The sequence below is a fragment of the Pantoea sp. C2G6 genome, assembly GCF_051336815.1.
GTDB lineage: Bacteria > Pseudomonadota > Gammaproteobacteria > Enterobacterales > Enterobacteriaceae > Pantoea.
Map to the genome: position 1 here is coordinate 577,289 of NZ_JBGMNJ010000001.1, position 24,686 is coordinate 601,974.

A 24,686-nucleotide genomic window follows, 5' to 3' on the forward strand; every position below is an offset into this window, starting at 1 on the left:
TTATATCAGTTATCAAGTTCACTCATATTACTGATCTCATTGCGATTGATCTGCTCAGTTTTTCCAGTCTGAGCATCGCGATAAGAAACCAGACCCGTATCAGAATCAATTTGTGGTTTGCCATCAGTGACAATGGTGCGGCCATCCGTGGTCTTGATCGACTGGTTCGACGCGCAACCTGCCAGGCTGCCTAAACAAAGGGCCATTAATGCGATGGCTGACAGGGATTTCATTTTCATTTTTTCTGCTCCTTGAACAATATCCAGACGTTTACAGCATAGACGCCTTTATAGAGTTTGCTGGCCCGCTGACGCTTCGCTGCGTTTTTTTTAAGCGAAAAGCGCCGATGCCAGCTTAATTTGCGGTCACGCCAGCCGGAAAGAGCATTTATTGCAAATTTAATTCGCCGGTGGCGCGGTCGGGTAACAGCGGAATAAGCGCGCTACTGAAGCGGAAAATAATCGCGCTGGCGGGCGAAAGGGTGCGGAAGGTGTCTGGATATTCATGGCTGGATCGGGCGATTTAATCTCCCCGACAACCAGGCGGCTGTCGGGTGAAGGGTAAAAAGCGATCAGAGAATGGAATCCTCGCCCGCTTTGGCGGCCGCTTTTTCCGCTTTCATCGCGCTGACCGGGTCTGAGGCGCTGAGCCAGCGGTCAAATTTCTGATAGGTGTCGATAAAGGTTTTAAAGTAGCTGCTGGCAATGGTGGCATTCTCTTTGTGGTTCATAAAAGCGACCGCCAGCTTGAATGCATCTTCGTTATCAAATTTCATGTTTGTCTTCCTCGCTTAAGATCTATAGAGCGTAGCCTGAGAAAGCCGCCTGTGCATTCAGACAACCGCCTGATAAGCCGCACTAATTCGGGCTGTGTAACCTGATCGGCCAGATTAGCGCCGATTCCCACTTACTTCACGCGCAATCCTTCTTATAATGCCAGCTTCACTGGTGAAGGAGACCCGCTTATGTTGAGAGGATTACCCGTTGTCGCGCTGCTGCTGTCGGGCTGTAGCCTGATGCACAGTCAGCCGCCGTCGCCACAGATCCTGCACTATCGCTGCGGGACGCTGCCGCTGACCGTCACGCTGGATCAGGCGCAGCAGCAGGTCAGTTTCATTATGGATGGTCAGCCATTAACGCTGAAGCAGACGGTATCCGCCTCAGGCGCCCGCTACAGCGATAATACCTATGTCTTCTGGTCCAAAGGGAACGGCGCATTTATCGAACGTAACGATAAAGTGGTCGTGAATGATTGTGAGCTGCAACCCGCCAGCTGACTCTTTATCTGAACAGGGGAGTTTTATGAGCGACAGCGAAACGCTACACACCATTGCCCATCTGCGGCGTGAATATACCCGCGGTGGATTACGCCGCAAGGATCTGCCGGACGATCCGATGGCGCTGTTTGAACAGTGGCTGAGTCAGGCCTGTGAGGCCAGGCTGCCCGATCCCACCGCCATGACCGTGGCGACCGTGGATGAGCAGGGCCAGCCGTGGCAGCGCATCGTGCTGCTGAAGCACTTTGATGCGCAGGGTATGGTGTTTTATACCAACCTCGGCAGCCGCAAGGCGTTACAGCTGGCACACAATCCGCGTATTTCGCTGCATTTCCCGTGGCATTTTCTGGAGCGTCAGGTGATGGTGCTGGGCGAAGTGGAGAAGCTGTCGCCGCTGGAGGTGCTGAAATATTTCCACAGCCGCCCGCGTGACAGCCAGATTGGGGCCTGGGTCTCGAAGCAGTCGAGCCGGATTTCGGCACGCGGCATTCTGGAAGGGAAGTTCCTGGAGCTGAAACAGAAGTTCCAGCAGGGCGAAGTGCCGTTGCCCAGTTTCTGGGGCGGCTATCGGGTGAAATTTCACACGCTGGAGTTCTGGCAGGGCGGCGAACATCGCCTGCACGATCGTTTCATCTATCAGCGCGATGGCGATAGCTGGAAAATCGATCGCCTGGCCCCCTGAATCTGCCATTTTCCCGCCGATCAGCGCTGGCACAGAAAGCGTCAGCGCTTTATGCTATAGCCCTCATTTTTTTCGATTCCGCAACTCAGCGGAAAGCTGTGTACCAGCATAGGTGCAGTCTGATCAATTTTGGAGTCAGTGATGACCAGCAGTAACCTGATACAACAATTGCAGGAGAGGGGCTTAATTGCCCAGGTGACGGATGAAGAGGCGCTGACAGAGAAACTGGCGCAGGGGCCAATTTCGCTCTATTGCGGCTTTGACCCCACCGCTGACAGCTTGCATTTGGGTCATCTGGTGCCGCTGCTCTGCCTGAAGCGTTTTCAGGATGCCGGACATAAACCGGTCGCGCTGGTCGGTGGTGCCACCGGTCTGATTGGCGACCCGAGCTTTAAAGCCGCAGAGCGTAAACTTAATACCAGCGAAACCGTCGGTGAGTGGGTGGAAAAGATCCGCCAGCAGGTTGCGCCCTTCCTCGACTTTGATTGCGGCAGCAACAGTGCTATCGCCGCCAATAACTACGACTGGTTTGGCAGCATGAACGTGCTGACCTTCCTGCGTGACATCGGTAAGCACTTCTCCGTCAATCAGATGATCAACAAAGAAGCGGTGAAGCAGCGTCTTAACCGTGACGATCAGGGGATCTCCTTCACCGAGTTTTCGTACAACCTGCTTCAGGGCTACGATTTCGCCTGCCTGAACGAACGTCACGGCGTGTCGTTGCAGATTGGCGGCTCGGATCAGTGGGGTAACATCACCTCCGGTATCGATCTGACCCGTCGTCTGCATCAGAACCAGGTGTTTGGCCTGACCGTGCCATTAATCACTAAGTCTGACGGCACCAAATTTGGTAAAACCGAAGGCGGCGCAGTCTGGCTGGATGCGAAGAAAACCAGCCCGTACAAATTCTACCAGTTCTGGATCAACACCGCTGACGCCGACGTCTACCGTTTCCTGAAGTTCTTCACCTTCCTGAGCATCGAAGAGATTAATGCGCTGGAAGAAGAGGACAAAAACAGTGGCACCGCGCCACGTGCGCAGTATGTGCTGGCCGATCAGGTGACACGTCTGGTGCATGGCGAAGCGGGCCTGGCGGCTGCGAAGCGCATCACGGCCAGTCTGTTCTCCGGCTCGGTGAGTGAGATGACCGAAGCGGACTTCGAACAGCTGGCGCAGGATGGGATGCCAACCATCACGCTGAGCGCGGAGGACGATCTGCAACAGGCGCTGGTAAAAGCGGAACTGGTGCCGTCTCGTGGTCAGGCGCGTACCATGATCGGCTCCAACGCGGTCTCGCTGAACGGTGAAAAGCAGTCCGATGCGGAATACCGCTTCAGCGACAGCGACAAACTGTTTAATCGCTATACGCTGCTGCGTCGTGGCAAGAAACATTACTGTCTGATTAACTGGCAGTAAGATTTCAGGGCCGGTTTCCGGCCCTTTTTTATGGCAAGGCTGGACAGGGCAAACAAGTGAAAAATATCTTAGCGATTCAGTCGCACGTTGTTTTTGGTCACGCCGGTAACGCGGCCGCGGTCTTTCCGATGCAGCGACTGGGCGCAAACGTCTGGCCGCTGAATACCGTGCAGTTTTCCAACCATACGCAATATGGCCACTGGACCGGTACGGTGATGCCGGCAACCCATCTCACCGACATCGTTAAAGGCATTGCCGACATCGACCGTCTGAAGACCTGTGACGCGGTACTGAGCGGCTATCTGGGATCGGCGGAGCAGGGTGAGCAGATTTTGCAGATTGTCCGTCAGGTCAAGGCGGCCAACCCCAACGCCTGGTACTTCTGCGATCCGGTGATGGGCCACCCGGAAAAAGGCTGCATTGTGGCGCCGGGTGTGGCGGAGTTTCACTGCAAAATGGCGCTGCCCGCCAGCGACATCATTGCGCCGAATCTGCTGGAGCTGGAGATGCTGAGCGAGCGCACCGTCACTGACGTGGACGCCGCTGTGGACGCTGCCCGCTCGCTGATTGCGCAGGGGTCGAAGGTGGTGCTGGTGAAACATCTGGCGCGCGCCGGCCGGCGCAGCGATCGCTTCGAAATGCTGCTGGTGACCGCCGAAGAGGCGTGGCACATCAGCCGTCCGCTGGTTGACTTTGGTGTCCGTCAGCCGGTGGGAGTGGGCGATCTCACCAGCGGCCTGCTGCTGGTGAATCTGCTTCAGGGCAAATCACACCAGCAGGCGCTGGAGCACGTTACCGCGGCGGTGTATGAAGTGATGCTGAAGACCCATGAGATGGGCGAGTATGAGCTGCAACTGGTGGCGGCACAGGAGGCTATCGCGCATCCGGTGCAGCACTTCGCGGCTGAGAAGCTGTAACCTGTCAGGGCCGGATTAACCGGCCCTGTTTATTCAAATCAACCCTTCCGCTTTCAGCGCCGCCTGTACCGCAGGGCGCTCCGCCGTGCGATCAAACCACGTCTCCAGCGCGTCACAGTCCGACAGATCCAGCTTCAGGGCTTTGGCCCAGCGTGTGACCACAAACAGGTAGGCGTCCGCCACGCTGAAATGCAGACCCATCAGCCACTGCCGGTTCTGGAGCGCCTCATCGACAAAACGAAACCGGGCTTCGAGCAGCGTGCGGGCCTGGGTTTTATCGGCTTCTGAAGCGTCCCGACGGAACAGCGGCCCAAAGGCTTTATGCAGCTCACTGCTGATGTAGCTGAGCCACTCAAGGGTGTGATAACGGGTCATGCTGCCCACCGGGGCCAGCAGATGGCGATCAGGCTTGAGATCCGCCAGATACTGTACAATCGCGACGCCCTCGGTCAGCACGCTGCCATCACTGAGCTGGAGCGCCGGGACCTGTCCTTTGGGGTTGATCTGCCTGAAATCCTCGCCCCGTTCGGTCATTTTGGTTGCCAGATCCACATTCACCTGGGTGAAGTCGAGTCCGCATTCACGCATGACAATATGGGGTGAGAGAGAGCAGGCACCCGCTTTGCAAAACAGTTTCATGAACATGCCTCCTTGTTGCAATGGGATCACAACATAGTAAAGGCTCAGCAGGGCAATACCCGTGACAGGGATCAGGGATCTGTGCGGGGGATGGCAATCAGCCATAAAAAAGCCGGGCAGAGCGCCCGGCTTAGTCGCAGACAGAGAGGCGATTACGCTTTTGAATCCGCTTCGGAATCGAGCGTCATGCGGTTCAGCACCGGCGCGGTAATCAGCATCAGCAGCGCGATAATGGCGGTGACGATACCAATCTGCTGGAACACATGGCTGTAGGTCGCCAGTGAAATCAGCGGGTCGGTCACGTTTTCAGGCACCGCCATCAGGTTAGCCACTTTACCGGCAATCACGGCTGCACCGGCGGTGGTCAGGAACCACGAGCCCATGATAAAGCCCATCAGACGCTGTGGCACCAGCTGCGCCACCATCGCCAGGCCAAGGCCGGAGATCATCAGTTCACCGATACTCTGCAAGGCGTAGCTCAGAATCAGCCAGTTTACGGAAACGATACCGGCATCGCTGGCGAACTTCGCGCCCACCGGGAGCACCAGGAAGGCACCGGAGCAGAGCACCATACCCAGGGCAAACTTGTGCGGCATTGGCAGTTTATCGCCGAGCTTGTTATAGAGCGCCGCCAGCAGCGGACTGGCCAGCATAATCCAGAACGGGTTCAGTGCCTGGAACTGCTCTGGTGCAAAGGTAATGCCGAGGATAGTGTGCTCAACGTTGCGGATAGCAAAGAAGTTGAGTGAAGTCGGCATCTGCATATAGAGCACGAAGAACAGAATCGCTTCGACCATCAGCAGGAAAGCCACAATCATTTTACGCCGCGCCGCACCCTGGAGGGCAAAAGCCTCTTTAGCAAACACCAGCACGATACCCAGCGCAATCACCGCCAGCACCAGCCGGGCGATAACCTGATGATGCAGCATCCAGTTCGCCAGCGCGATCAGCGCCACAATGCCCACCAGCGTCATCAGCAGTTTACCGACCTGCAACGGCGCAAAGTCTGGCTTAGAGCCGTAATCCTTGACCATGCGTTTGCAGAACAGGAAGTTAAACAGGGTGATCACCAGACCAATCACGCACAGCGAGAAGGCGACGCTGTAGCCATATTTCTCCGCTAACCACGGGGTCAGCATCATTGAAAACAGCGAACCGATGTTGATCGACATATAGAACATGGTGAAGGCACCGTCGATACGCGGATCATCTTTGTCGTAGCAGGTCGAGAGCAGTGAAGAAGGGTTCGCCTTAAACAGGCCGCTGCCCACGGCAATCGTCGCCATACCGATGTAGACGATGCTGACGTGATGGCCGGAGAAGGCCACCAGCGCATAGCCCAGCGCCAGTACCAGTACACCCAGCACGATCACACGTTTGGTCCCCAGCACTTTGTCACCGAGCCAGCCGCCAATGGCCACCAGGCCGTAGACCAGCGCGCTGAAAGAGGAGAAGAGCGTGATGGAGTCCGATTCGGACATTCCCAGCTGCTTCACCAGATAAACCGCCATGATCGCCTGGAGGCCATAGAAGCCAAAACGTTCCCAGAGTTCAATCGAGAAGATTAAGTAGAACGCCTTTGGCTGTTTAAACGCATTGAGACTGACCGTCTCATCAGTGTGTTTGTTTGCAGTTGACACATGTACCTCAGTTTTTACATACCCTGTTTCGGGACAGGAATTAAGTCCGCGTCATGTGAGTTTTCCATGCGCAGGATTGTAATTAGAAGGGAAAAGCGGCGCCTAATTTGGCTGATTACGCGCGGCAGGGCAAGAATTTTCTGACAACCCGCTGAGCGCGAGGATGTTGGGTAAAAAACCTTATAAAAAAGTGTTAATTAGTTTTTAGTTTTGAAGCGGCGCAGGCTTTCAGTATAAAACGTCAGTGGGTGCGTTGCCGGCGGGTTAAGATCGAGATTAACTGCTATTTACAGATAATCCAGATAAATAGTTCAATGAATGCCGGTTCAGCAGCACTAATGGGAGGTTGGTGGCGGATTAGTGGTCAATGTGACGAGTTATCAGACGCCAGGCAGCCTGCATCGCTGCAAAAGTAGCCGAATAGCGATCCTGCGCACAAACTGGTGATTTATTTCATAAAGTAAAAGAAGAAATCGGTTGCGTCGCCACAATGACAAGGAAATCAGCTTACCTCTGAGACACATTCCCGGTTAAAAAAAGGCCAGTGCGGCACCGTAGTGCGCCGGTTTGAGCCGGAAAATCCTCTTTTTACCGCCAGGCGCAAGCCGCTGCTCGACAGAAAATTAACATTGCCGTAACCTTTAAGTTTCTCTCAGCAGGATCGCCCTATGTCTTCCCCTTTACGTTTATCACTGGTCGGTGACTACCGCGCAAATGCGGTTGCCCATCAGGCCATTCCCCTTGCTATTGAACGCGCCGCCCACAGGCTGAATATCCCGGTTGAGGCGGAATGGATCGCCACTGAGCAGCTTAGTGAGCCGGATCAGCTCCGGCAAAGCGATGCGGTCTGGGTGGTGCCTGGCAGCCCTTATCGTAATGATGCAGGCGTTTTTGCCACTATCCGCTGGGCGCGCGAAAGCGGAAAACCCTTTCTCGGCTCCTGTGGCGGCTTTCAGTATGCGGTGATTGAATATGCGCGTAATGCGCTGGGCTGGCAGGACGCGGCGCATGCCGAAACGGATCAGGCCGGGCGGATGGTGATCGCGCCGCTGAGCTGTTCGCTGGTGGAGCAGCGGGGCGCAGTGAGGTTTGAACCCGGTTCACGTATTGCGGCGGCCTATGGCACGCTCGACAGCGATGAAGGCTATCACTGCAACTTTGGCGTTAACCCGGAATTCAGCGCGGCGCTGGGTGATAAAACGCTGCGCATTACCGCCTGGGACGAGGCGGGCGATGTGCGCGGTGTGGAACTGCCGGAACATCCTTTCTTTATCGCAACGCTGTTCCAGTCGGAGCGCGCCGCCTTACAGCAGAAGGACTCACCGCTGGTGATTGCCTGGATGCAGGCTGCTCTGGCGCAACGCTGACTCTCTCCTTCCTGTGACACTGTCACAGGGAGGCCATCGGCATCGAGGACCGGCCTCACCCTCAGAGATAGGCCGGTCACTTACCGACTTCAGCGGCTGAACTGACGCTGCTGGGCGATCTCTTCCGCGCGCATCAGCAGCGCCTGCAAATCATCTTCGTCAATATCCAGCAGTTCACCACCCTGTAGCGCTAGCTGCAAATCGGCGCGCGTCACCGGGACCGGCATCGCCACCGGCTCCGGTTTAATCTCCTGCGGTGCCAGCGGGTGCGGATAGCGGCGACCGGCCAGGTTATTAAACAGCAGCGCCACCAGCGCCAGGATCAGCGAATTCAGCAGAATCGGTGTCAGCACAAAGTGATAGCCGAGATGCTGCACCGCTGGCCCGCCTAAAATGGCGGTGAGGGCCACCGCGCCACCTGGCGGGTGCAGACAGCGCAGCCAGAACATCAACAGAATGGCCGCACAGGCCGCCACGCCGCAGGCTATCGCGGGATCGGGGATCAGCCGGCTAATCATCACCCCGGCCAGCGCCGACAGGCTGTTGCCACCCACCACCGACCAGGGCTGCGCCAGCGGGCTGGCGGGCAGGCCAAACAGTAATACCGCCGAGGCACCGAGCGGGGCCACAAACCACAGGTTCAGCTCGCCCAGCATCCAGTGGCTCAGCAGACTGGTCAGCACCAGGCCGAGGCCTGCACCCAGGCTGGCGATGACCACCTGCTTTTTGCTGACCGCCAGCGGATGCGGCCAGAGTCGCGCCAGAAACAGGCGCAGGGGGTGTTGCCCGGCAGAAGAAGGTTTAAGCATTACTTTACTCACCGTGTCATAACATTTTCTTATAGTAAGAGGCGGGGATTTTCCATCATCAACATCAATGTAACAACCCGACAAACTGTAACGTTATTCCGCGGGCTGGCTCGGGAAGTGTCGGGCAGGTGGGGAAAAAAGCAGTGCGGCATCAGCTAATAAAAAACCCGCCGTAGCGGGTCAGTGTGCAGCGGTTACTCAACCTTGTCAGGATACTCGCACAGATCTTCAATCAGACAGGAGCCGCAGCGCGGTTTACGTGCCACGCAGGTATAGCGACCGTGCAGGATCAGCCAGTGATGGCAGTCGACCTTAAAGGCCGCAGGGACCACTTTCAGCAGCTTCTCCTCAACCTGTTCGACATTTTTACCCGGCGCAAAGCGGGTGCGGTTACAGACGCGGAAGATATGGGTATCGACCGCAATCGTTGGCCAGCCAAAGGCGGTATTCAGGACCACATTGGCGGTTTTACGCCCGACGCCAGGCAGAGCTTCCAGCGCCGCGCGATCTTCCGGCACCTCGCCGTTATGTTGCTCCAGCAGGATGCGGCAGGTTTTGATCACATTCTCCGCTTTGCTGTTAAACAGGCCGATGGTTTTGATGTACGCCTTTACGCCATCCACCCCCAGCGCCAGCATCGCCGCGGGGGTGTTGGCCACCGGATAGAGCTTCGCGGTGGCTTTGTTGACGCTGACGTCGGTGGCCTGCGCTGAGAGCAGCACCGCAATCAGCAGTTCAAACGGCGAGCTGAAGTTCAGCTCGGTGGTCGGATGCGGGTTGTTCTGCTGCAAGCGGGTCAGAATCGCGATACGTTTAGTCTGGTTCACAGCGCTTTCCCGGTCACGCCCTGCGGGGCCGCGGTGTCAGCCGCCTCGGCCCGCGCGGCGGCACGTTGCTTCATTTTCTGATCGATCAGGTATTTGCCCGCCAGCATCATACCCAGGCCAATAAACGCGCCGGGCGGCAGCATCGCCAGCAGCATCGGTGAGTCAAAGTGCACCACTTCAATCCGCAGTGATTTCGCCCAGGGGCCCAGCAGCTGGTCAGCGCCGTTAAACAGGGTGCCGCTGCCGATAATTTCGCGCAGCGATCCCAGTACCACCATGGCGCAGGTGGCACCCATGCCGATGGCGAAACCGTCCAGCGCGGCAAGCGGGATGCTGCTTTTAGAGGCGACCGCTTCGGCGCGGCCCACCACGATGCAGTTGGTGACGATCAGCGGGATAAAAATGCCCAGCGACTGGTAGAGACCATAGGCGTAGGCGTTGATCAGCATCTGCACGCAGCTCACCACCGAGGCGATGATCATCACGTAGATCGGGATGCGGATCTCCGACGGCACCCAGCGGCGCGAGGCGGAGATAAAACTGTTGGTCAGGGTCAGCACCAGCGTGGTCGCCAGGCCTAATCCCAGGGCGTTGGTGGCGGTCGCCGTCACCGCCAGCAGCGGGCAGAGACCCAGCAGCTGCACCAGCGCAGAGTTGTTCTTCCACAATCCGCCAACCAGCAGATTTTTAGCTTCACTCATGGGTGTCTCCACATAGCGGTAACGAAGAGAGTTTCTCCGGCAGCGTTTTCATCAACAGCGCGGTGCGTTTGGTCGCATTGACCACCGCGCGCGGGGTAATAGTGGCACCGGTAAACTGATCGAACTCACCGCCATCTTTTTTGACGGCAAAGGCTTTATCCGCCGGGCCATGCACCACTTTGCCGTTAAAACTGTTAATCCAGTCCGAGATACGCAGCTCAATCTTATCCCCCAGGCCAGGGGTTTCATGGTGCTCAATCACCCGCACGCCCAGTACTTTACCCTGGAAATCAGCCCCGACCAGCATCTGTATCGCACCAGAATAGCCGTCAGGCGCGGTGGTCTCCAGCGCCGCGGCGACCGGCTGACCATTTTTACGCGCCAGATAGAGGTGATGCGGGGCGTTGTTACCCAGCGCCGCATCCGTGACAACGTAACAATCTTGCTGGATGTGGTTATCATACAGGTCGGTTGGCACCACCTGATCCAGCAGATTTTTCTGCTGAAGCTGGGTCTGATGCTCCACCGTAGGGCGGGTGACGGTGTTCACCACGGCGGTGGCCGCGGTGGTGATGGCGGCAAAGATCGCCAGCGTCACTCCATTTTTGCGAATTGTCGCCAGCATCGCTTAATCCTTCTGATGGCCGTAAACGCGCGGCTGGGTGTAGTAGTCGATAAGCGGCACACAGATATTCGCCAGCAGTACGGCGAAAGCGACGCCATCGGGATAACCGCCAAAGCTGCGGATCAGCCAGACCAGCAGCCCAATCAGCACGCCATAAATCAGGCGGCCGCGGTTGGTGGTGGAGGCCGTCACCGGATCGGTGGCAATAAAGAAGGCCCCCAGCATCGTCGCCCCGGAGAAGAGGTGGATCAGCGGGCTGTTGAGCGACGCGGGCGAGAAGAACCAGCCCAGGGTGGCACAGAACGCCAGCGACAGCAGCATGGCTGCCGGAATATGCCAGCGGATAGCCTTTTTCCACAGCAGCAGCAGACCGCCCGCCAGATAGCCAACATTGACCCACTGCCAGCCCAGACCCGCCAGCACGCCGCTGTAGATCGGCTGCGCCAGTAGATGTTCTGCGCTGTGGCCGGCACGCAGACCGGTTTTAAAGGTATCCAGCGGGGTCGCCTGACTGATGCCATCCACGCCGAGCTGTAACTGCTGCATGGTGTCGCCCGCCAGGGTATGCCCGCGGAACACCATGCTCAGGCTGTCGAGCAGCGTGGGTTTGATCGCCTGAAGCGTATCGGGCGGCAGCCAGCTGGTCATCTGTACCGGAAAGGAGATCAGCAGCACCACATAGCCGACCATCGCCGGGTTAAAGGGGTTCTGGCCCAGGCCGCCGTAGAGCTGTTTGGCAATGACGATAGCAAAAAAGGTGCCGATCACCACCAGCCACCAGGGAGCCAGCGGCGGCAGACTGATGCCGATCAGCACCGCGGTCAGCAGCGCCGAGTTATCGGCCAGATTGCTGGCCACCGGCGCGTTACGCAGCCGCAGAATCGCCGCTTCGGTCAGCCAGGCGGTCAGCGTCGCCAGCAGAACCTGGATTAAGCTGCCGTAACCAAAGAAATAACACTGCGCGGCAAAACCCGGCACCGCGGCCAGTACCACCAGCAACATGATGTTGCCGGTGCTGCGGCGATTATGGGTATAAGGGGAACTTGCGATACGAAAAGCCATTTAATCCTCAAGCGTCGTAGACGACTGCGCTTTACGCGCTCTGGCACGGGCGATGGCGGCGGCAATAGCCGCTTTGCGCGCATCGTCAGGTTGATTCAGTTCAGGTGCCTGTTCCGGTTCCGCATTGGCGTTGTTCGCCTGCTCCTGCGCCTGTTCCGCTTTTTCTACCGCATGGTGCGCGGCGGTGGCGATCGCCGCCGCGTCGCGGGAGGCGGCAGCTGCGGCACTCTCAGCCTGCGCCGCTTTTTTCGCTTTGGCGCGGGCGATGGCCGCCTGCACCGCGGCTTTGCGTGGGTCGTTGGATTCAGCTGGCGTTGCGGCCTCCGCAGCAGGCTGTTCAGCCGCGGCACTCTCCGCCTGCGCTGCTTTCTTCGCTTTGGCGCGGGCGATGGCCGCCTGCACCGCGGCTTTACGCGGGTCGTCGGCTTCAGCTGGCGTTGCGGCGTCAGCAGCAGGCTGCTCAGCCTCTGCCGCGCTTTCCGCCTGCGCCGCTTTTTTCGTTTTGGCGCGGGCGATAGCGGCCTGCACCGCGGCTTTACGCGGGTCGTCGGCTTCAGCTGGCGTTGCGGCGTCAGCAGCAGGCTGCTCAGCTTCGGTTGCGCTCTCCGCCTGCGCCGCTTTTTTGGCTTTAGCGCGGGCGATGGCCGCCTGCACCGCAGCTTTACGCGGGTCGTCGGCTTCAGCTGGCGTTGCGGCTTCCGCAGCAGGCTGCTCAGCCGCTGTTACGCCTTCCGCCTGCGCCGCTTTTTTGGCTTTGGCGCGGGCGATAGCCGCCTGCACCGCGGCTTTGCGCGGGTCGTCGGCTTCAGGTGGCGTTGCGGCGTCCGCAGCAGGCTGCTCAGCCTCTGCCGCGCTCTCCGCCTGCGCTGCTTTCTTCGCTTTGGCGCGGGCGATAGCGGCCTGCACCGCGGCTTTGCGCGGGTCGTCGGCTTCAGCTGGCGTTGCGGCGTCAGCAGCAGGCTGTTCAGCCTCTGCTACGTTCTCGGCCTGCGCCGCTTTTTTCGCTTTGGCGCGGGCAATCGCCGCTTCGACGGCCGCTTTGCGCGGATCGGTTCCGGCCTCAGCCTGCGCTTCAGCCGCCTCAACCGGTGCGGTTTTCTTCGCTTTGGCGCGGGCAATCGCCGCTTCAACCGCGGCTTTACGCGGATCGGTGGTCTGACGACTCAGCGCCTGAGTTTCCGCCTGCTTCTCAGCCTGACGCAGACGCGCCTGGGCGTGGCGCGCTTCACGCTGGGCTTCCGCCGTCGCTTCATCCGGCTCGGTGACCTGACGGGCTTTCACCCGCGCTTTGGCGGCGGCCAGTTCACTGTTATCTGAACGGGCGACCCGCTGTTTCGCCTCTTCATGACGCGCTTCACGCGCCTGTTTCTCACGCTCCAGTCGCGCCTGACGCGCCTCGAAGCGGGCTTTGGCTTCCAGCGTGCGCTTCGCTTCCAGATCGATGGCGCGCAGCTCCGCTTTTTCCTGACGATAATATTGCACCAGCGGGATATTGCTCGGGCAGACATAGGCGCAGGCGCCACACTCAATGCAGTCATCGATGTGGTGAGCGCGCGCCTTATCGTGATCGCCGCCCTGGCTATACCAGTAAAGCTGCTGCGGCAGCAGCTTCGCCGGGCAGGCGTCCGCGCAGGCGGAACAGCGAATGCAGGATTGCTCTTCGTCGTTATTGCCCATTTCACTGGCAGAGGGGGCGAGAATACAGTTGGTGATCTTCACCACCGGCACATCCAGCGACGGCAGGGTAAAGCCCATCAGCGGGCCGCCCATGATCACCATCTGGCGCGGCGCTGGCGTGAAGCCGACCTGATGCAGCAGATGACTGATCGGCGTTCCGAGACGGCTCCAGACGTTACGCGGCTGCGCAATCGCCTCGCCGGTCAGGGTCACCACCCGTTCGGTGATCGGTTCGCCATGAATAATCGCGCGCTTCACCGCCCAGGCGGTGCCGACGTTCTGCATCAGCACCCCGATATCGGTGGAGCGTCCGCCGTGCGGCACTTCCATGCCGGTGAGAATGCGGGTCAGCTGCTTGGCCCCGCCAGAAGGGTATTTGGTCGGGATCACCCGGATTTGCAGATCGCGCTCGTTGCCCAGCGCCTGTTTCAGCGCGGCAATCGCTTCAGGCTTGTTATCTTCAATGCCAATCAGCACCCGCTCAGCCTGCAACACCCAGCCGAGAATCCGGCTGCCTTCCAGCACCTCGGCGGCGTAATCCTGCATCAGCCGATCGTCCGCGGTGATGTAAGGCTCACACTCCGCGGCGTTGATAATCAGGGTCTTAACCCCGCGCAGGCCGCCTTTCAGCTTGGTGGCGGTCGGAAAGCCCGCGCCACCCAGCCCGGCGATCCCGGCGTCGTGAATGCGCTGCACGATATCGGCGCGCGGATGCTGACGGTAGTCGGGCAGCGGATCGAGCGGCATCCAGCGGTCATCGCCATCCGGGGTCAGGAAGATGCAAAGCTCAGAGAGACCCGACGGATGGGCGGTCATATGCTGACCGATCGCCTCAATTGTCCCGGAAGTCGGCGCATGCACCGGCAGCATCCGGCCGGTGCCAAAGGTCAGCGGCTGACCGCGCAGCACCCTGTCACCCGGCGAGACGCAGATTTCACCTTCATGACCAATGTGCTGCTTCAGCGGGATAATAAAGCGGTGCGGCAGCGGCAGTTCGCTGAGCGGGGTGCCGTTAGACTGGGTTTTCATTTCCGGCGGATGAATGCCGCCCTGAAAATCCCAGATCTTCTCTTTTTTCAGAAAGTTAAACAGGTTAAGCATGAGTTTCAACCGGGATGACCCGCACAGGGATGGTATTCAGATCCCACTTCCAGTTGGCAGGCGTGGTAGCCACAGGGCGCATTTCAATGCAGTCGGTCGGGCAGGGTGCCACACAGAGATCGCAGCCGGTGCAGACGTCGCTCAGCACGGTGTGCATGGCGCGGGTCGCCCCGACAATAGCATCGACCGGACAGGCCTGAATACATTTGGTGCAGCCGATGCAGTTGGCTTCATCGATAAAGGCCACGGTGCGCACCGGATCTTTCGCCGCCTCGTCGCCATCAATCGGCTGAGGGTCGACGTTAAGCAGCGCCGCCAGCTTGAGCATGGTCTGCTCACCGCCTGGCGCGCACTTGTTGATCGCTTCGCCATTGTTACCGACCGCATCGGCATAGGGGCGGCAGCCAGGGTAGCCGCACTGTCCGCACTGGCTCTGTGGCAGAACGGCGTCAATTTGCTCAACGATGGGATCTTCTTCAACTTTAAAGCGGCGTGAGGCGTAACCCAGCAGCGCACCAAACACCAGGCTCAGCGCACTTAATACCGCAACCGCTATCCAGATGGGGCTCATCAGAATTTCACCAGACCAGTAAAGCCCATAAACGCCAGCGCCATCAGGCCAGCGGTAATCAGGGCGATAGAGTTACCTTTAAACGGGGCCGGAACGTTGGCCAGTACCAGCCGCTCACGCATGCCCGCGAACAGCACCATCACCAGCGAGAAGCCGAGAGAGGCGCTGAAGCCATAAAGCGCGGCCTGCATAAAGGTGTGATTGAGGTTGACGCTCAGCAGCGGAACGCCCAGCACCGCGCAGTTGGTGGTGATCAGCGGCAGGAAAATCCCCAGCAGACGGTAAAGCGACGGGCTGGTTTTGCGCACCACCATTTCGGTGAACTGCACGACGACCGCGATCACCAGGATATAGGACATGGTGCGCAGATAGACCAGATCAAGCGGCAGCAGGATCAGGTGGTTGACCAGCCAGGCGCAGATCGAGGCCAGGGTGATCACAAAAGTGGTGGCGAGGCCCATGCCAATCGCCGTTTCCAGTTTTTTGGAAACGCCCATAAACGGACAAAGGCCGAGAAACTTCACTAAAACGAAGTTATTTACCAGCACGGTGCCCACAAAAAGAAGCAGATAATCGGTCATTTTTTCGCCTGGTGGCCAGAAAGCGGCTTATTATCATTGATAGCGCGGCGTATCTCAACACCCGCGCCCTCCGCAGAGTGGCAGACCGCACTCAGAATTAAATTCCTGACATAACTCACACTTTTATGGCGCGATAAAGGTGGTTTTAACCCGCGCCGAACGCTTGAAATAGGGCGCGAAAATCGACGCGGCCAGCAGCGACAGCAGCAGCGTCTGTAGCGCCCGGCTGTCCGTGACCGGCGTAAAGGCGAAGGTTTTCAGCGCTAACAGCACGGTTACCAGCAGCCAGAGCAGGTAGTGGCGCGGCAGGCGGCGCGAGCGCTTAAAGAACAGCCAGCTGATCCACAGACTGTAGGCCCAGACCGCCACGGCGGTCAGCAGCGAGATCGCCCAGTAGGAGAAGAGGGTGGTGCCGTGTGAGAAGAGCGCCGCGCGCCATTCGGGATTAAACAGCGGCGTCAGATACATCGCCACGACCAGAACGGTGGTTAACAGGGTCATGATCAGCCAGGCGAGCGGCAGCAACAGCCAGCCACCAATACGCGGCGCAGCAACCTGTTCATTCATCGTAGTTATTCCTGTCTCGGGAGTCGAAGCGCAGCAGAATAACATGTCCAGACGGGCTCGCCCATCCAGACAACGTCAGAGGTAAAAAGAGGAGAGTTCAGCAGGGATCACACCACATAACGCCACACTGTCCGGGGCACCCGGCCGAGATCATATAACCGTCCGCCTGACGCCAGTTCAGCGCGTCGATGGTCGGCAGCCCGGTACATATTAATGATTTCCCTGTCATCAGTAAGTGAGTAGTTAAGGTGGTCGAAGAGCTTTTCCAGACTGTCTGAATTATTTACTTTGCGAAATTTAAGCAGGTAATCGTGCGCAGTCATCATTGCCATAACAGATAGAAGTAACAAAGGAGTGGTCAGTATAGGGAGCCGGCTCAGACTGTCCAGATCAGGCTGTGAAAAAAAGGAAAAATCAGACAAACGCACCGGATGTGTCACTAAAAGTCCATTTATACCGCTTTATGTTAGCGCAATGAAACGCCGTGTCAGGCGTTAAGGCCCGACGCGAAGGGTAAGCGGCGGCAGGGCGGTTTTTCGGCTGATGTAAGCAGAAAGCTGAACCTGTTACACGCTGACTGCGCCGGTAAAACGCTTTTCTCACTGAAGATCCGCTTTTATTCCACCGTGCGGCGCAAAAGGGTTAAAGCTGGCTGAATTTCATCGTCGGCGCGATCGGAGATTCGCCGCGGCGGGCGAGCAAAGGCCGCATTGTGCGGAGAATCACAAAACCCATTTTTTGTTCAGCGTCCGCCTGATAACCCATTTTGTACGCCTGGCTGTAATCGTTTCCAGCAGCGTTACACATAAACGATTCTGTTTATTACAATTATTTAACCGGCATTATTTTTTGGGTCAGCCGTTTAATCCATAACCCTATCAGAAATTACCCCGCCTTCCGCACGTAACTCCTTTAAATTGCTCTGTTTTGTGAAGCATGTCGCCATTATGCACCGGGTTTTAGTCCAGGCTAAGCGTGCTCTCTACCCTAAACAGCAAACGCCTTTCAGAGGAATAAAAACTATGTGGAAACGTTTACTTCTGACCACGCTGGTCAGCGCCGCGTTGACCGGTCCGGTACTGGCTGCGGATATGACGGTTGGCTTCTCGCAGGTGGGCTCAGAATCTGGCTGGCGCTCAGCGGAAACCAACGTGGCGAAAAGCGAAGCGAAAAAACGCGGTATTACCCTGAAAATTGCCGATGGACAGCAGAAGCAGGAGAACCAGATCAAGGCGGTGCGCTCGTTCATCGCCCAGGGCGTGGATGCGATCTTTATCGCCCCGGTGGTACAGACCGGCTGGGAGCCGGTGCTGGAAGAAGCCAAAGATGCCAAAATCCCGGTTTATCTGCTGGATCGCGCCATCGTGGTGAAAGACAAATCGCTCTATCAGGCGGTAGTCACCGCGGATAACGTGCTGGAAGGCAAGCTGATTGGCGACTGGCTGGTGAAAACCGTCGGCGACAAGCAGTGTAACGTGGTGGAGTTGCAGGGGACGGTGGGAGCCAGCGTGGCGATCGATCGTAAAAAAGGCTTCGCGGAGGCGATCAGCAACCACCCTAATATTAAAGTGATCCGTTCGCAGTCCGGTGATTTTACCCGCAGTAAGGGTAAAGAGGTGATGGAGAGCTTTATTAAGGCGGAGAACAACGGCAAAAACATCTGCATGGTTTACGCCCATAACGATGATATGGCGATCGGTGCGATCCAGGCGATTAAAGAGGCCGGGCTGAAGCCGGGCAAAGATATTCTGACCGGATCGATTGATGGCGTGCCGGATATTTACAAAGCGATGCTGGCCGGTGAAGCCAATGCCAACGTTGAGCTGACGCCCAATATGGCGGGACCGGCATTTGATGCGCTGGAGAAATTTAAGAAAGATGGCACCCTGCCGCCGAAAGTGATCAAGACCGAGTCGAAGCTGTTCCTGCCTGCTGACGCGCAGAAGGAGCTGGAGACCAAAAAAGGAATGGGTTACTAAGCCGCAGACCGCCCTCCGGGGCGGTTTTTGATGACGTAAGGCGGAGTAAGCAGAATGACCACGCAGAATGAAACATCGCTGTTATCCATCAGTGGCGTCAGCAAAGCGTTTCCCGGTGTTAAAGCGCTGAACAATGTTTCCTTTGATATTCGCAAAGGGGAGATTATGGCGCTGCTGGGGGAGAACGGTGCCGGTAAATCGACCCTGATTAAGGTGCTGACCGGCGTCTACAGCCGGGACGCGGGCACCATTACGCTGAACGGTAAGCCGATTACGCCGCACAATACGGCGCAGGCGCAGGAGATGGGGATCGGCACCGTCTATCAGGAGGTGAATATGCTGCCGAATATGTCGGTGGCGGATAACCTCTATATTGGTCGCGAGCCGCGGCGTTTTGGTATGCTCGATCGTCGTCGTATGGTGCGTGATGCCGATGCGCTGATGCGCAATTATGGCTTTTCGCTCGACGTGACGCGCCCGCTGGGTCACTACTCGGTGGCGATGCAGCAGATTATCGCCATCTGCCGCGCGGTGGATCTCTCGGCGCAGGTGCTGATTCTGGATGAGCCGACCGCCAGCCTGGACGCCAGCGAAGTGGAGATGCTGTTTACCCTGATGGCGCAGCTGAAAGCCAGGGGGATGAGCCTGATTTTTGTGACCCATTTTCTCGATCAGGTCTATCGTATTACCGATCGGATTACCGTGCTGCGCAACGGGCAGTTTATCGCCACCCGGGATACCGCCACGCTGCCGCAGATTGATCTGATTAAGCTGATGCTGGGACGTGAGCTGCTGGAGACGGCGTTGCAGCGTCAGGGCAGTACGCTGCGCAGCAATCAGCCGGTGGTGTCGTTTGAAGATTACGGTAAGAAGGGCACCATTGAGCCGTTTAATCTGGCGGTGCGGCCGGGTGAAGTGGTGGGGCTGGCGGGGCTGCTGGGGTCGGGACGGACGGAGACCGCTGAAGTGCTGTTTGGTATTCGTCGGGCCGATCGCGGTACTGCAAAGATCAAAGGCAAGGTGCAGCGCATTACCAATCCCGCCAGAGCGTCGCAGCTGGGAATGGGATTCTGCCCGGAGGATCGTAAAACCGACGGCATTATTGGTGCGGCCTCGGTACGGGAGAATATCATTCTGGCGTTGCAGGCGCAGCGCGGCTGGCTGCGGCCGATTAAGCGGCGCGAGCAGCAGGCGATAGCCGATCGTTTTATTAAGAGTCTCGGTATTCGGACCCCGCACGCCGAACAGCCGGTGGAGCTGTTATCGGGCGGCAATCAGCAGAAGGTGTTGTTGTCGCGCTGGCTGGTGACCAAACCGCAGTTTTTGATCCTCGACGAACCGACGCGCGGCATTGATGTGGGCGCGCACGCCGAGATTATCCGTTTAATTGAATCCCTGTGCGCTGATGGTCTGGCGCTGCTGGTGATCTCCTCTGAACTCGAAGAGCTGGTGGGTTATGCCGATCGGGTGCTGATTATGCGCGATCTGAAGCAGGTGGCAGAGATCCCGCTGGAGCAGCTGTCAGTGGCGTCGATTGTGAATGCTATCGCTGACGGAGGGGCACAACATGCTTGAGTACCCTATGACACCTGAAAAATCACCACGCCGTAAGCTGAAACTGCCGCCGGGGATGCCGCAAGTCGCCGCCCTGCTGCTGGTGCTGTTGATCGACAGCCTGGTGGCGAATAACTTTTTTGCGGTTCATCTCCAGGACGGGCGGCTGTTCGGCAGCCCGATCGATATTCTCAACCGTGCGGCCCCGGTCGCCTTGCTGGCGATTGGCATGACGCTGGTGATCGCCACCGGCGGGATTGATCTTTCCGTCGGGGCGGTGATGGCGATTGCGGGTGCCACCGCCGCCACGCTGACCGTCGCCGGACACAGTGTGCCGTTTATTATTCTGGTGACGCTGGGTACGGGTCTGGCCTGCGGGATCTGGAATGGGGTGCTGGTGGCGCTGCTGCGGATTCAGCCCTTTGTCGCGACGCTGATTCTGATGGTCGCCGGGCGCGGTATCGCCCAGTTGATTACGCAGGGGCAGATTGTGACCTTCGACAGTGACAGTCTCGGCTGGTTTGGCAACGGGTCGTTGTGGATGTTGCCGGTGCCGGTGTGGATTACCCTGGTGGTGGCGCTGGCCGTCTGGCTGCTGACGCGCAAAACCGCGCTGGGTCTGTTTATCGAAGCGGTGGGGATTAATCTGCGCGCCGCGCGTAATGCGGGGGTGACGGGCTGGCTGGTGGTGATGTCGACCTATGCGATTAGCGGCGTCTGCGCGGCGGTGGCGGGGTTGATTGTCGCGGCCGATATTCGCGGTGCCGATGCCAATAACGCCGGGTTATGGCTGGAGCTGGATGCGATTCTCGCCGTGGTGATTGGTGGGGCGTCGCTGATGGGTGGCCGATTTAATCTGGTGTTGTCGCTGATTGGGGCGCTGATTATTCAGTCGATGAATACCGGGATTCTGCTTTCCGGCTTCCCGCCTGAGTTGAATCAGGTGGTGAAAGCGGTGGTGGTGATGTGCGTGCTGTTGTTGCAGTCACCACGCTTTATTGCGTTACTGAAACGGAGACGGCCGACATGATTAAACGTCATCTTCCGCTGATGATCACCTTGCTGGTGTTTGTGGCGGGCTACCTGTTTTGTCTGAGTCAGTTTCCCGGTTTTGCGTCCACCCGGGTGATCTGCAATATCCTGACCGATAATGCTTTTCTGGGGATTATCGCCGTCGGCATGACGTTTGTGATTTTATCGGGCGGTATCGATCTGTCGGTCGGAGCGGTGATCGCCTTTACCGGCGTTTTTATGGCGCGGGCGATTGGCGATTTCCATGTCGATCCGTTGCTGGCGTTTGCGCTGATTCTCTCCATGGGCGCGCTGTTTGGCGCGATGATGGGCTGGCTGATCGATGCGCTGAAGATCCCGGCGTTTATTATTACGCTGGCGGGAATGTTTTTTCTGCGCGGGTGCAGTTATCTGGTGTCTGAAAACTCAATTCCTATCGATCATCCGTTTTATACCCTGCTGTCTGGTCTGGCGTGGAAGGTGCCGGGTGGGGGACGTCTGAGTCTGCTGGCGGTGATTATGCTGGTGGTGGTGATTGGCGGGATTATCCTGGCGCACCGCACCCGCTTCGGCAACCGGGTGTATGCGATTGGCGGCAATCTGACCTCGGCCCAGTTGATGGGGGTGTCGACCCGCGCGACGACCATCAAGATTTATATGCTTTCGACCACGCTGGCCACGCTGGCCGGGATCGTGTTTTCCATCTATACCTCGGCAGGCTATGCGCTGGCGGGGCTGGGGGTGGAGCTGGATGCGATCGCCTCGGTGGTGATTGGCGGCACGCTGTTATCCGGCGGTGTCGGGACGGTGCTGGGCACGCTGTTTGGCGTGTTGATTCAGGGGCTGATTCAGACATGGATTAATTTCGACGGGACGCTGAGTTCATGGTGGACCAAGATTGCGATTGGTATTCTGCTGTTTGCGTTTATCGCTTTGCAGCGTCTGTTGACGGTGATCTGGGATCGTCAGCAGAACGCGCCGGTTAAGCGATTAACGACCTGAGTCAGCAGGGCGGCTCGGCAGAGCCGCCTTTGCCTCCCTCTGATTTAATTCTCCCTCTTTCCATTCTTCTGTTTAACCGCCGGTGATCGCCGTTGCTGTTAAGGGCTTAACTGTCTATGCTCGTTCTCGTTTGTCTGGCAGGGAATGATTGCGGGTGGCTGGCGCTTAATGGGCGTAGCTGAGGGTTAATGTGCAGGGTCAGGAAAGGAGTGCCTGATCGCAAAGGATTCCCGCCTCCATGCGGATCGGCCTCGCCATCCCTGGCGCGGACGCTTTGCTTTTCAGGCAGACCATTCCTTCCCGGCTGGGCTGATGCCTCGCTTTGATAAGCAGAAGGTTGAATTTTTTATGGGGGGAGTTAATGAAACCATCGCTTTCAGATGAGGCGAAAGGTCAGGAAAGGGCTGCCTGATCGCAAAGGATTCCCGCCTCCATGCGGATCGGCCGCGCCATCCCTGGCGCGGACGCTTTGCTCTTCAGGCAGACCATTCCTTCCCGGTTGGGCTGATGCCTCGCTTTGAGAAGCAGGAGGTTGAATTTTTTATGGGTGGAGGGAATAAAACCATCGCTTTCAGATGAGGCGAAAGGTCAGGAAAGGACTGCCTGATCGCAAAGGATTCCCGCCTCCATGCGGATCGGCCGCGCCATCCCTGGCGCGGACGCTTTGCTTTTCAGGCAGACCATTCCTTCCCGGCTGGGCTGATGCATCGCTTCGAGAAGCAGGAGGTTGAATTTTTTATGGGTTGAGGGAATGAAACCATCGCTTTCAGATGAGGCGAAAGGTCAGGAAAGGACTGCCTGATCGCAAAGGATTCCCGCATCCATGCGGATCGGCCGCGCCATCCCTGGCGCGGACGCTTTGCTTTTCAGGCAGACCATTCCTTCCCGATCGGGCCTGGTCATTGCTTTTAAAAGTATGCACTGATGTAGCAAAAAGGAGGGGGTGATGGGTAGTGGAACAGGCATTAACGGCAGGAAAACGATTTGCAGTATGTTGAGATTCCAGCACGAGGATATAACTGCCCGTCATTTCTGACGAGCAGTAGCGTTTACTAAAATTAACGCTTCAACCGGTAATACGCCTCGTTCCAGCGCAGCGCATCTTTGAACGCCGGTAAACGTGTGTGCTCATCAATCACCAGCACTTCAATGTCGTTCATCTCACCATACAGATACATATCCTCCAGCGTCAGCGCCTGGCTGAATACCGTATGGTGCGCACCGCCGCCCAGAATCCAGGCTTCGGAAGCGGTCGCCAGTGAGGGCTGAGCATGCCACAGCGCGCGTGCAACCGGCAGCTTCGGCAGCGGTTTCGGCTGCTCAATGGCGTCAACCACGTTGACCAGCAGACGGAAACGATCGCCCATATCGATCACGCTGGCGTTGATCGCCCGACCCGCAGGGGTGGAGAAAATCATCCGCGCCGGATCGGCTTTATCACCGATGCCCAGGAACTGCACATCGATCAGCGGCTTCTCCTCAATGGCAATCGAGGGACAAACTTCCAGCATGTGCGAACCCAGCACCAGATCGTTGCCCGGCGAGAAGTGATAGGTGTAATCCTCCATAAATGAGGTGCCGCCTTGACGATCGCCCGCCAGCACTTTGAAAATGCGCAGCAGCGCGGCCGTTTTCCAGTCGCCTTCACCGGCAAAACCATAGCCCTGGCCCATCAGACGCTGAACCGCCAGACCGGGCAGCTGTGTCATGCCGTGCAGCGTCTGGAAGTTGGTGGTAAAGGCGTGACAGCCTTCCGCTTCCAGAAAGCGCTTCAGGCCGAGTTCGATACGCGCCGCATCCAGCACGTTCTGACGCTTTTCGCCACCCGATGCGGCGACATCGGTAAAGCGATAAAGGCTTTCATACTCGTCGATCAGAGCAGCAACGTCGCCATCGCTAACGTCGTTGATCACCTCAACCAGATCGCCGACGCCCCAGCCATTCACTGAGTAGCCAAACTGGATCTGTGCCGCGACTTTATCGCCTTCGGTTACGGCCACTTCACGCATATTGTCGCCAAAACGTGCGACCTTCAGCTGCTGACTGGCCTGTTTCGCCAGGGCTGCACGCATCCAGTTGCCGAGCCGCTGCTGGCTGGCGCTATCCTGCCAGTGGCCGGTGACGACGCTGTGTTGCAGGCCCATACGTGCGCCAATGAAACCGAACTCACGGCCGCCGTGCGCGGTCTGGTTCAGGTTCATAAAGTCCATGTCCATACTGTCCCACGGGATCTCCGCGTTGAACTGGGTATGGAATTGCAGCAGCGGCTTATTCAGCACGCTCAGACCGCCGATCCACATTTTGGCCGGGGAGAAGGTGTGCAGCCAGGTAATGATACCGACGCACTGTTTGTCATAGTTGGCGTCGAGACACAGGGCCAGCGCTTCATCCGGTGATTTCACCAGCGGTTTCAGCTCCAGACGCAGCGGTAAGCCAGCCTGATTTAATCCCTCGACCACCTGACGCGCATTCTGTTCGACCTGGCGTAACGTCTCCGCCCCGTAGAGGTGCTGCGTGCCGATGACAAACCACACGCTGTAGCTGTTTGATTGTTCCATAAATCACTCCTTAACTTTGAGCCTACCCCAATAGGCTATTTTATTTGTCAGTCTGAACCTGGGCAGTGCTCACAATCCTCACGTACTACGTGTACGCTCCGGTTGTTCCGCGCTGTCCGTGTTC

24 protein-coding genes are annotated in these 24,686 nt (G+C 57.8%); 9 read left to right on the forward strand and 15 right to left on the reverse strand.

What is annotated here, in order from left to right:
- Positions 1-5: 5 nt before the first annotated feature.
- Together ACCW71_RS02800 and ACCW71_RS02805 are read right to left on the reverse strand one after the other, a co-directional pair.
- Positions 6-239, reverse strand: coding sequence for a YgdI/YgdR family lipoprotein (locus tag ACCW71_RS02800; RefSeq protein ID WP_436369481.1), 234 nt, complete (start codon positions 237-239; stop codon positions 6-8).
- A 332-nt stretch (positions 240-571) separates the two neighbouring features.
- Positions 572-775, reverse strand: coding sequence for a hypothetical protein (locus tag ACCW71_RS02805; RefSeq protein WP_003848989.1), 204 nt, complete (start codon positions 773-775; stop codon positions 572-574).
- A 189-nt stretch (positions 776-964) separates the two neighbouring features.
- On the opposite strand from ACCW71_RS02805, the gene ACCW71_RS02810 reads away from it, so the two are divergent.
- The 4 genes from ACCW71_RS02810 to pdxY all read left to right on the forward strand — a co-directional run bounded on the left by ACCW71_RS02810 (position 965) and on the right by pdxY (position 4,291).
- Positions 965-1,276: an MliC family protein gene (locus ACCW71_RS02810; protein WP_436369482.1), complete on the forward strand. Its 312-nt coding sequence runs from the start codon at positions 965-967 to the stop codon at positions 1,274-1,276.
- Positions 1,277-1,301: 25 nt separating this feature from the next.
- Positions 1,302-1,958 (forward strand): pyridoxamine 5'-phosphate oxidase, encoded by a 657-nt coding sequence (gene pdxH, locus ACCW71_RS02815; protein ID WP_436369483.1) that lies wholly within the window; start codon positions 1,302-1,304, stop codon positions 1,956-1,958.
- Between the two features lie 141 nt (positions 1,959-2,099).
- Positions 2,100-3,374 (forward strand): tyrosine--tRNA ligase, encoded by a 1,275-nt coding sequence (tyrS, locus tag ACCW71_RS02820; protein ID WP_436369484.1) that lies wholly within the window; start codon positions 2,100-2,102, stop codon positions 3,372-3,374.
- 56 nt (positions 3,375-3,430) lie between these two features.
- Positions 3,431-4,291 (forward strand): pyridoxal kinase PdxY, encoded by an 861-nt coding sequence (gene pdxY / locus ACCW71_RS02825; protein WP_436369485.1) that lies wholly within the window; start codon positions 3,431-3,433, stop codon positions 4,289-4,291.
- 33 nt (positions 4,292-4,324) lie between these two features.
- Here the strand turns inward: pdxY and gstA are convergent, their stop codons facing one another.
- Both gstA and dtpA read right to left on the reverse strand, forming a co-directional pair.
- Entirely contained in the window at positions 4,325-4,930 is a 606-nt protein-coding gene (gene gstA / locus ACCW71_RS02830) for a glutathione transferase GstA (protein WP_436369486.1), read from the reverse strand.
- Positions 4,931-5,082: 152 nt separating this feature from the next.
- Entirely contained in the window at positions 5,083-6,570 is a 1,488-nt protein-coding gene (gene dtpA / locus ACCW71_RS02835; protein WP_436369487.1) for a dipeptide/tripeptide permease DtpA, read from the reverse strand.
- 668 nt (positions 6,571-7,238) lie between these two features.
- Between dtpA and ACCW71_RS02840 the strand changes: the two genes are divergently transcribed.
- Complete coding sequence (locus ACCW71_RS02840; RefSeq protein WP_436369488.1) at positions 7,239-7,937, forward strand: CTP synthase C-terminal region-related (seleno)protein; 699 nt, start codon at positions 7,239-7,241, stop codon at positions 7,935-7,937.
- A gap of 89 nt (positions 7,938-8,026) precedes the next feature.
- Here the strand turns inward: ACCW71_RS02840 and ACCW71_RS02845 are convergent, their stop codons facing one another.
- The 10 genes from ACCW71_RS02845 to ydgT form a co-directional block, all read right to left on the reverse strand.
- Positions 8,027-8,746, reverse strand: a complete 720-nt coding sequence (locus ACCW71_RS02845; protein ID WP_436369490.1) for an HPP family protein — start codon at positions 8,744-8,746, stop codon at positions 8,027-8,029.
- Between the two features lie 194 nt (positions 8,747-8,940).
- A complete protein-coding gene (gene nth / locus ACCW71_RS02850) occupies positions 8,941-9,573 on the reverse strand; it encodes an endonuclease III (protein WP_436369492.1) in 633 nt (210 codons plus the stop codon).
- On the reverse strand, positions 9,570-10,274 hold the full coding sequence (locus tag ACCW71_RS02855) for an electron transport complex subunit E (RefSeq protein WP_436369493.1): 705 nt from the start codon (positions 10,272-10,274) through the stop codon (positions 9,570-9,572). The genes nth and ACCW71_RS02855 overlap by 4 nt, the downstream gene beginning before the upstream one ends.
- Complete coding sequence (gene rsxG, locus ACCW71_RS02860) at positions 10,267-10,899, reverse strand: electron transport complex subunit RsxG (protein WP_436369494.1); 633 nt, start codon at positions 10,897-10,899, stop codon at positions 10,267-10,269. Before rsxG ends, ACCW71_RS02855 begins: the two co-directional genes overlap by 8 nt.
- Positions 10,900-10,902: 3 nt before the next feature.
- Positions 10,903-11,961 (reverse strand): electron transport complex subunit RsxD, encoded by a 1,059-nt coding sequence (gene rsxD, locus ACCW71_RS02865; RefSeq protein WP_436369496.1) that lies wholly within the window; start codon positions 11,959-11,961, stop codon positions 10,903-10,905.
- Positions 11,962-14,739 carry an electron transport complex subunit RsxC gene (rsxC, locus tag ACCW71_RS02870; RefSeq protein ID WP_436369497.1) on the reverse strand — a complete coding sequence of 926 codons (2,778 nt, stop codon included), beginning with the start codon at positions 14,737-14,739 and terminating at the stop codon, positions 11,962-11,964.
- Entirely contained in the window at positions 14,732-15,310 is a 579-nt protein-coding gene (rsxB, locus tag ACCW71_RS02875) for an electron transport complex subunit RsxB (protein WP_436369498.1), read from the reverse strand. The genes rsxC and rsxB overlap by 8 nt, the downstream gene beginning before the upstream one ends.
- Positions 15,310-15,891: an electron transport complex subunit RsxA gene (gene rsxA, locus ACCW71_RS02880; protein ID WP_436369500.1), complete on the reverse strand. Its 582-nt coding sequence runs from the start codon at positions 15,889-15,891 to the stop codon at positions 15,310-15,312. Before rsxA ends, rsxB begins: the two co-directional genes overlap by 1 nt.
- 123 nt (positions 15,892-16,014) lie before the next feature.
- Positions 16,015-16,458 carry a DUF2569 domain-containing protein gene (locus ACCW71_RS02885; protein ID WP_436369501.1) on the reverse strand — a complete coding sequence of 148 codons (444 nt, stop codon included), beginning with the start codon at positions 16,456-16,458 and terminating at the stop codon, positions 16,015-16,017.
- A gap of 107 nt (positions 16,459-16,565) precedes the next feature.
- The gene (ydgT, locus tag ACCW71_RS02890) at positions 16,566-16,781 is read right to left on the reverse strand and encodes a transcription modulator YdgT (RefSeq protein ID WP_436369718.1); all 216 of its coding nucleotides are present in this window, start codon (positions 16,779-16,781) and stop codon (positions 16,566-16,568) included.
- 699 nt (positions 16,782-17,480) lie between these two features.
- Here ydgT and ytfQ point away from each other — a divergent pair.
- From ytfQ to yjfF, 4 genes are read left to right on the forward strand one after another with little or no spacing between them, the layout of a single operon-like run.
- Positions 17,481-18,437: a galactofuranose ABC transporter, galactofuranose-binding protein YtfQ gene (gene ytfQ / locus ACCW71_RS02895; RefSeq protein ID WP_111140491.1), complete on the forward strand. Its 957-nt coding sequence runs from the start codon at positions 17,481-17,483 to the stop codon at positions 18,435-18,437.
- 54 nt (positions 18,438-18,491) lie between these two features.
- Positions 18,492-20,012 (forward strand): sugar ABC transporter ATP-binding protein, encoded by a 1,521-nt coding sequence (locus ACCW71_RS02900; protein ID WP_436369503.1) that lies wholly within the window; start codon positions 18,492-18,494, stop codon positions 20,010-20,012.
- Complete coding sequence (gene ytfT, locus ACCW71_RS02905; RefSeq protein ID WP_436369504.1) at positions 20,005-21,021, forward strand: galactofuranose ABC transporter, ATP-binding protein YtfT; 1,017 nt, start codon at positions 20,005-20,007, stop codon at positions 21,019-21,021. Before ACCW71_RS02900 ends, ytfT begins: the two co-directional genes overlap by 8 nt.
- A complete protein-coding gene (yjfF, locus tag ACCW71_RS02910; protein WP_436369506.1) occupies positions 21,018-22,004 on the forward strand; it encodes a galactofuranose ABC transporter, permease protein YjfF in 987 nt (328 codons plus the stop codon). The genes ytfT and yjfF overlap by 4 nt, the downstream gene beginning before the upstream one ends.
- Positions 22,005-23,062: 1,058 nt before the next feature.
- On the opposite strand, the gene araA is transcribed toward yjfF, so the two are convergent.
- Entirely contained in the window at positions 23,063-24,562 is a 1,500-nt protein-coding gene (gene araA, locus ACCW71_RS02915; RefSeq protein ID WP_436369508.1) for an L-arabinose isomerase, read from the reverse strand.
- Positions 24,563-24,686 lie beyond the last annotated feature (124 nt).

Excerpts from the sequence above, each read along its gene's own strand:
- ACCW71_RS02800 (WP_436369481.1), bottom strand. The coding sequence starts at position 239 with ATGAAAATGAAATCCCTGTCAGCCATCGCATTAATGGCCCTTTGTTTA.
- ACCW71_RS02805 (WP_003848989.1), bottom strand. The coding sequence starts at position 775 with ATGAAATTTGATAACGAAGATGCATTCAAGCTGGCGGTCGCTTTTATG.
- ACCW71_RS02810 (WP_436369482.1), top strand. The coding sequence starts at position 965 with ATGTTGAGAGGATTACCCGTTGTCGCGCTGCTGCTGTCGGGCTGTAGC.
- pdxH (WP_436369483.1), top strand. The coding sequence starts at position 1,302 with ATGAGCGACAGCGAAACGCTACACACCATTGCCCATCTGCGGCGTGAA.
- tyrS (WP_436369484.1), top strand. The coding sequence starts at position 2,100 with ATGACCAGCAGTAACCTGATACAACAATTGCAGGAGAGGGGCTTAATT.
- gstA (WP_436369486.1), bottom strand. The coding sequence starts at position 4,930 with ATGAAACTGTTTTGCAAAGCGGGTGCCTGCTCTCTCTCACCCCATATT.
- ACCW71_RS02840 (WP_436369488.1), top strand. The coding sequence starts at position 7,239 with ATGTCTTCCCCTTTACGTTTATCACTGGTCGGTGACTACCGCGCAAAT.
- ACCW71_RS02845 (WP_436369490.1), bottom strand. The coding sequence starts at position 8,746 with ATGCTTAAACCTTCTTCTGCCGGGCAACACCCCCTGCGCCTGTTTCTG.
- ACCW71_RS02855 (WP_436369493.1), bottom strand. The coding sequence starts at position 10,274 with ATGAGTGAAGCTAAAAATCTGCTGGTTGGCGGATTGTGGAAGAACAAC.
- rsxG (WP_436369494.1), bottom strand. The coding sequence starts at position 10,899 with ATGCTGGCGACAATTCGCAAAAATGGAGTGACGCTGGCGATCTTTGCC.
- rsxD (WP_436369496.1), bottom strand. The coding sequence starts at position 11,961 with ATGGCTTTTCGTATCGCAAGTTCCCCTTATACCCATAATCGCCGCAGC.
- rsxC (WP_436369497.1), bottom strand. The coding sequence starts at position 14,739 with ATGCTTAACCTGTTTAACTTTCTGAAAAAAGAGAAGATCTGGGATTTT.
- rsxB (WP_436369498.1), bottom strand. The coding sequence starts at position 15,310 with ATGAGCCCCATCTGGATAGCGGTTGCGGTATTAAGTGCGCTGAGCCTG.
- rsxA (WP_436369500.1), bottom strand. The coding sequence starts at position 15,891 with ATGACCGATTATCTGCTTCTTTTTGTGGGCACCGTGCTGGTAAATAAC.
- ACCW71_RS02885 (WP_436369501.1), bottom strand. The coding sequence starts at position 16,458 with ATGAATGAACAGGTTGCTGCGCCGCGTATTGGTGGCTGGCTGTTGCTG.
- ydgT (WP_436369718.1), bottom strand. The coding sequence starts at position 16,781 with ATGACTGCGCACGATTACCTGCTTAAATTTCGCAAAGTAAATAATTCA.
- ytfQ (WP_111140491.1), top strand. The coding sequence starts at position 17,481 with ATGTGGAAACGTTTACTTCTGACCACGCTGGTCAGCGCCGCGTTGACC.
- ACCW71_RS02900 (WP_436369503.1), top strand. The coding sequence starts at position 18,492 with ATGACCACGCAGAATGAAACATCGCTGTTATCCATCAGTGGCGTCAGC.
- ytfT (WP_436369504.1), top strand. The coding sequence starts at position 20,005 with ATGCTTGAGTACCCTATGACACCTGAAAAATCACCACGCCGTAAGCTG.
- yjfF (WP_436369506.1), top strand. The coding sequence starts at position 21,018 with ATGATTAAACGTCATCTTCCGCTGATGATCACCTTGCTGGTGTTTGTG.
- araA (WP_436369508.1), bottom strand. The coding sequence starts at position 24,562 with ATGGAACAATCAAACAGCTACAGCGTGTGGTTTGTCATCGGCACGCAG.